Below are 5,219 nucleotides of genomic sequence, written 5' to 3'. Positions count from 1 at the left end.
CACCGGGGCTTCCGCGACAGGTGCGGCGGCTGGCTTGGGTGCTTCCACCACGGGCGCGGTTGTGACGGGGGCAGGCTTGCGGGCAGGTGCCGCCTTCTTGGGCGCCTCGTTCGCCTTCACCGGCGAGGGGCGCGACTGAAGGCCCAGGCGGTGCGCCTTGCCGATCACCGCATTGCGGCTCACGCCGCCCAGCTCGTCGGCAATCTGACTGGCGGTCAGCCCCCGTTCCCACATCGCCTTGAGCTGATCGATACGCTCATCGGTCCAGGACAATGAAAAACTCCTCACATTCTCAGATATGCACCCTATATGGGGAAGCATCCGCGCGGGTGCAAATCCGTACCGGTGCCCTTGTGGCGCTTGCCTCCAGCCGATAGTCGATCCGCCCATGAACGACCAGTCCAAAATCACGTCGTCCACCCCTGTCGCAACGCCCTTCCACGAGCCGGGCGAGATGGTCATCCGCGCCATCAACTGGGCGGGGATGCGCGCGCTCTACCGCAAGGAAGTCCGCCGCTTCATGAAGGTGCAGCTTCAGACGATCTGGGCGCCCGCCGTGACCACGCTGATGTTCCTGGTGATCTTCACCGTGGCGCTGGGCGGCGCCAACCGGCAGGTGCTGGGCGTGCCCTTCGCCGACTTTATCGCGCCCGGTCTCATGATCATGGGGATGATGAACAATTCCTTCGCGAACAGCAGCTTCTCGCTGCTTGCGGGCAAGATGCAGGGTACGCTGATCGACTATCTGATGCCGCCGATCTCGCATGCGGAACTGCTCTTCGCTCTGGTCGCGGCGGGCGTGACGCGCGCCTTCGCCGTGGGCCTCGCTCTGTGGGTGGCGATGGCGCTGTGGCCGGGTGTGCATGTGATGCCCGCCCATCCCTGGGCAATCCTCTGGTTCGGGCTGATGGGGGCGGGGCTTACCGCCTTCATCGGCGTGTTGACGTCGATTTGGGCGGAAAAGTTCGATCATGCCGCAGCCATCACCAATTTCGTGATCGGGCCGATGACCCTGCTGTCGGGCACCTTCTATTCGATCGACCGGCTGTCTCCGCTGTTCCAGGCGATCAGCCAAGCCAACCCCTTCTTCTATGCGATTTCGGGATTCCGCTACGGCTTCGTTGCCGCGGCGGACGGAAACGTCCTGGTGGGCAGTCTCGTGCTGGTGACGCTCAACACGGCGCTGGGCGTGCTGTGCTATATGCTCCTGAAGAAGGGCTGGAAGCTGAAGGCCTAGAATTGTTCCGCTAAAGCAGCCCGGCCAGGATCGGCACGACCTGTCCCAGAAGCACCAACGCGCCCGCTGCCAGCATCCAATGGTGCGGGCGCGGGATCGACCGGACGGCCGACCCCGTGTCCCATTTCTTCACTTTTCGGTACCTTTTCCGCCGACGCGAGAGAGGGTGAAGCCGGCGTTTTGGGCTTCCTGAATGGGGTATATGTTGCGCAGGTCGACGAGGGTTGGCTGGTTCATGGAGGCGGCGAGGCGCTTGAGATCGAGGGCGCGGAAGGCGTCCCATTCGGTGACGAGGACGAGCGCGTCGGCGCCTTTGGCGGCCTCATAGGCGTCCTTTGCCATGGTGACCTGTGGCATCAGCGGTGCGGCGACGTCCATGCCCTCGGGATCATAGGCGACGATGGTGGCGCCGGCATCTTCGAGCGCCTGGACGATGGCGATGCTGGGGGCGTCGCGCATGTCGTCGGTGTTGGGCTTGAAGGTGAGGCCGAGCAGGGCGACGGTCTTGCCGCGGGCCTCGCCGCCGAGCGCCTTGACGATCTTGCGGCCCATGGCGCGCTTCCTGAGGTCGTTGACCTGCACCACCGTCTCGACGATGCGGATCGGGGCGTCATGGTCCTGGCCGGTCTTGACCAGGGCCAGCGTGTCCTTGGGAAAGCAGGAGCCGCCATAGCCGGGCCCGGCATGGAGGAACTTGGAACCGATGCGGTTGTCGAGGCCAATGCCGCGCGCCACGTCCTGCACCTCGGCGCCCACCGCCTCGCACAGGTCCGCCATCTCGTTGATGAAGGTGATCTTGGTGGCGAGGAAGGCGTTGGCGGCATATTTGATGAGTTCGGCGGTGCGCCGCCCGGTGAACATCACCGGCGCCTGGTTGAGGTTCAGCGGCCGGTAGATCTGCGCCATCACGTCGATCGCGCGCTGGTCGCCGGTGGTGCCCACCACCACCCGGTCGGGCCGCTTGAAATCGCCGATCGCCGCGCCCTCGCGCAGGAACTCGGGGTTGGAAACCACCGCGATCTCCACGTCGCTCCGCGCCTCGCGCACGATCCGCTCCACCTCGTCGCCCGTGCCGACGGGCACCGTCGACTTGGTCACGATCACCGTCGGGCCATCCACCGCCGCCGCGATCTCCTTGGCCGCCGCATAGACATAGGACAGGTCCGCATGCCCGTCTCCCCGGCGCGACGGCGTCCCCACCGCGATGAAGATCGCGTCCGCGCCCTTCACCCCCTCGCCAAGGTCCGTCGTGAAGCTCAAGCGGCCCGCCGCCGCATTGCTCCCCACCAGATGGTCCAGCCCAGGCTCGTATATCGGCATCCGACCCGATTCGATCGCCGCAATCTTCCCCGCGTCCTTGTCCACGCACACCACGTCGTGACCAAAATCCGCAAAACACGCCCCTGACACCAAACCCACATAGCCCGTGCCGATCATCGTGATTTTCATAAGAAGTTCCGGCTCCCGCTCGATGAAGACTGCAACAGTCCTCTAGCATAGGTTCGTAACATTACAATTCGCCGCATTGCAGCAAGACATTTGTCGGCGTTCAGTAGCTGGTTACCATTTTCTGCGAGAGTCCATTGGGCAGGTACGGGAAGGCAAAGGAACGGTTTCATGAAGGTTGCGCTGGTGTTCGGTACCCGGCCGGAAGCGATCAAGATGTTCCCGGTGGTCCACGCCCTGCGTGCCCGGCCAGGCATCGACACGCGCGTCATCGTGACGGCGCAGCATCGCGGCCTGCTCGATCAGGTGCTCGCCATTGCCGGGGTCGTGCCGGACATCGACCTCGACGTCATGGTGCCCAACCAGACGCTCGACGGGCTGACGGCCAAGCTGATCGTCGAGCTGGGCAAGGCGTTCGACGCTGAAAAGCCCGATCGCATCCTCGTCCATGGCGACACGCTGACCACGATGGTGGCGAGCCTCGCGGCCTATTACCGCAAGATCCCGGTCGGCCATGTCGAGGCGGGCCTGCGCAGCGGCGACATCCACCATCCCTGGCCGGAGGAAGTGAACCGCCGCGTCGTCGCCTGCATCGCCGACATGAACTTCGCCCCGACCCAGGCCGCCGCCGAGGCACTGCGCGCGGAAAATCGCGATCCCGCCAGCATCCACATCACCGGCAACACCGTGATCGACGCGCTGCTCGCGACCCGCGACCGGGTGGTGGCCGATCCCAGGTTGGCGAGCGGCCTCGATCATCTCGCCGCACGCTTCGCCGGCAAGCGGATCGTCGCCGTCACCAGTCACAGGCGGGAGAATTTCGGCGGCGGCATGGAGGCGATCGCCCGCTCGATCGCCGACGTCGCCGCCCGCCCGGACGTGGCGGTGATCTTCCCCGTCCACCCCAACCCCAATGTCCGCCCGGTCATGGACGCCGTGCTGGGCGACCTGCCCAACGTCGCGATGATCGAGCCGCTCGACTATCCCCATTTCGTGCGGTTGCTGGACATGTGCCACTTGGTCCTCACCGACAGCGGCGGCGTGCAGGAAGAAGCCCCTTCGCTCGGCAAGCCCGTGCTGGTGATGCGCGAAACGACCGAGCGACCGGAGGGCGTGGAAGCCGGCACGGCGAAGCTCGTCGGCACCGACCGCGCGCTGATCGTGCGCGAGGTGCTGGGCCTGCTGGACGACGAAGACGCCTATGACGCCATGGCGCGCGCCCACAATCCCTTCGGCGATGGCCAAGCGGCAGAGCGGATCGCCGATGTCATTGCGGGCACATAATAAACGCGACGCATCGGCCCCGACCTGCTAGGGATCGGCCATCGCCGCGAAATTCCGCCTGCAAGCCTTCGCCCCGACCGAGAGACCATCGCGCTCCCGCTTGCCAAGCAAGGAGCGTCCCCATGTCCCCTTCATGTCCTTTCCACGCCATCGGTTCCGCCGCATGAGCCGCGCGATCAACCTCGATGCCGCCGTGGCCGATGTGGAGGCGCTCTGCGCCAAGCACAATGTCGCCATCTCGGTGATCGAGCCGCTCACTTCGGGCGGCACGCGCGTCGTGCTGCTCAATCCAGACGGGGCCGATCGGGTGCGTACCCTCATGAAGGCGAAGATCATCACCGCCACGGTCGTGCGGTCGCCCATGCACATGGCGCGCCAGCCCGTGCCCCGCTACCGCTAGAGCGGATCGACATTTATTGTAGCCAGATCATGGCGGCGGCGAGGTGTATGAAGCCGGTGAAGTGGATGGTTCGGCGTTCATATCGGGTGGCGAAGCGGCGGTAGTGCTTGAGCCTGTTGAAGCATCGCTCGATCTGGTTGCGATGCTTGTAGATGGCGACATCGTGGGGGATTACGGCCTTGCGGCAGCGGTTCGACGGGATCACCGCGATGGCGTCCATATCGGCGATCAGTGCGCGTAAGGCATTGCTGTCGTAGGCTTTATCGGCAAGCACGGCCTCGGCCTGCAGGCCGTTGAGCAAGGCCGGTGCAGTGGTAATGTCGCCGACCTGGCCGGCGGTGACGATAAAGCGCAGCGGCCGGCCGAACGTGTCGGCGAGCATGTGGATCTTGGTGGTCAGCCCGCCTCGGGAACGCCCCAGCGCCTGGTCGCAGGCCCCCCTTTCCCGCTCGCCGCCTGCTGGTGGGCACGAACGATGGTGCTATCGAGCATCAGATACTGATTGTCGCGGTCGGCCACCAGCGAGGCAAACACTCGCTCCCATACCCCGGCATGGCACCAGCGGCTGAACCGCCTGTGCACCGTCTTCCACTTGCCATAGCGTTCCGGAAGATCGCACCAGTGGGCGCCCGACCGTAGCACCCACAAACAACCGTTCACGAACAATCGGTTATCCGATCCCGTCCGGCCACGATCCCCCGCCTTGCCAGGCAGCAACGGCTCGATCCGCTGCCACTGCCCATCGCTCAACTCGTATCGCTTGATGCCCATCACCCGCTCCGTGCCATAACACGGAACCCCATGAATCAGACAGCCTCTCGCTTGGGAATCCTAAATGTCGATCCGCCCTAG

Annotated in this window: 6 protein-coding genes and 1 pseudogene; 3 read left to right on the top strand and 4 right to left on the bottom strand. The window is 65.0% G+C overall.

The features are described 5' to 3' along the window. On the bottom strand, window positions 1–273 hold a 273-nt coding region (locus M529_RS35655; protein WP_021318030.1), incomplete at its 3' end, for a GcrA family cell cycle regulator. Window positions 274–388: 115 nt separating this feature from the next. Here M529_RS35655 and M529_RS35650 point away from each other — a divergent pair. Continuing rightward, window positions 389–1,237, top strand: coding sequence for an ABC transporter permease (locus M529_RS35650; RefSeq protein WP_021318029.1), 849 nt, complete (start codon window positions 389–391; stop codon window positions 1,235–1,237). A 10-nt stretch (window positions 1,238–1,247) separates the two neighbouring features. On the opposite strand, the gene M529_RS50585 is transcribed toward M529_RS35650, so the two are convergent. Both M529_RS50585 and M529_RS35645 read right to left on the bottom strand, forming a co-directional pair. Further along, window positions 1,248–1,370 (bottom strand): hypothetical protein, encoded by a 123-nt coding sequence (locus M529_RS50585; protein WP_021318028.1) that lies wholly within the window; start codon window positions 1,368–1,370, stop codon window positions 1,248–1,250. Beyond that, a complete protein-coding gene (locus tag M529_RS35645; RefSeq protein ID WP_021317184.1) occupies window positions 1,367–2,686 on the bottom strand; it encodes a UDP-glucose dehydrogenase family protein in 1,320 nt (439 codons plus the stop codon). Before M529_RS35645 ends, M529_RS50585 begins: the two co-directional genes overlap by 4 nt. Before the next feature lie 168 nt (window positions 2,687–2,854). On the opposite strand from M529_RS35645, the gene wecB reads away from it, so the two are divergent. Together wecB and M529_RS35635 are read left to right on the top strand one after the other, a co-directional pair. Continuing rightward, on the top strand, window positions 2,855–3,967 hold the full coding sequence (wecB, locus tag M529_RS35640; protein WP_021317183.1) for a non-hydrolyzing UDP-N-acetylglucosamine 2-epimerase: 1,113 nt from the start codon (window positions 2,855–2,857) through the stop codon (window positions 3,965–3,967). Window positions 3,968–4,100: 133 nt separating this feature from the next. Continuing rightward, a complete protein-coding gene (locus tag M529_RS35635; RefSeq protein WP_021317181.1) occupies window positions 4,101–4,367 on the top strand; it encodes a hypothetical protein in 267 nt (88 codons plus the stop codon). Window positions 4,368–4,380: 13 nt separating this feature from the next. Here the strand turns inward: M529_RS35635 and M529_RS48400 are convergent. Then, window positions 4,381–5,138 (bottom strand): annotated as a pseudogene (locus M529_RS48400) (IS5 family transposase). Window positions 5,139–5,219 lie beyond the last annotated feature (81 nt).

Source organism: Sphingobium ummariense RL-3 (genome assembly GCF_000447205.1).
In the GTDB taxonomy this organism is placed as follows: Bacteria; Pseudomonadota; Alphaproteobacteria; order Sphingomonadales; family Sphingomonadaceae; genus Sphingobium; species Sphingobium ummariense.
The sequence above is the reverse complement of the archived record's forward strand: the minus strand, read 5'-3'. Positions and strand labels throughout refer to the sequence as shown.

Excerpts from the sequence above, each read along its gene's own strand:
- M529_RS35650 (WP_021318029.1), top strand. The coding sequence starts at position 389 with ATGAACGACCAGTCCAAAATCACGTCGTCCACCCCTGTCGCAACGCCC.
- M529_RS35645 (WP_021317184.1), bottom strand. The coding sequence starts at position 2,686 with ATGAAAATCACGATGATCGGCACGGGCTATGTGGGTTTGGTGTCAGGG.
- wecB (WP_021317183.1), top strand. The coding sequence starts at position 2,855 with ATGAAGGTTGCGCTGGTGTTCGGTACCCGGCCGGAAGCGATCAAGATG.
- M529_RS35635 (WP_021317181.1), top strand. The coding sequence starts at position 4,101 with ATGTCCTTTCCACGCCATCGGTTCCGCCGCATGAGCCGCGCGATCAAC.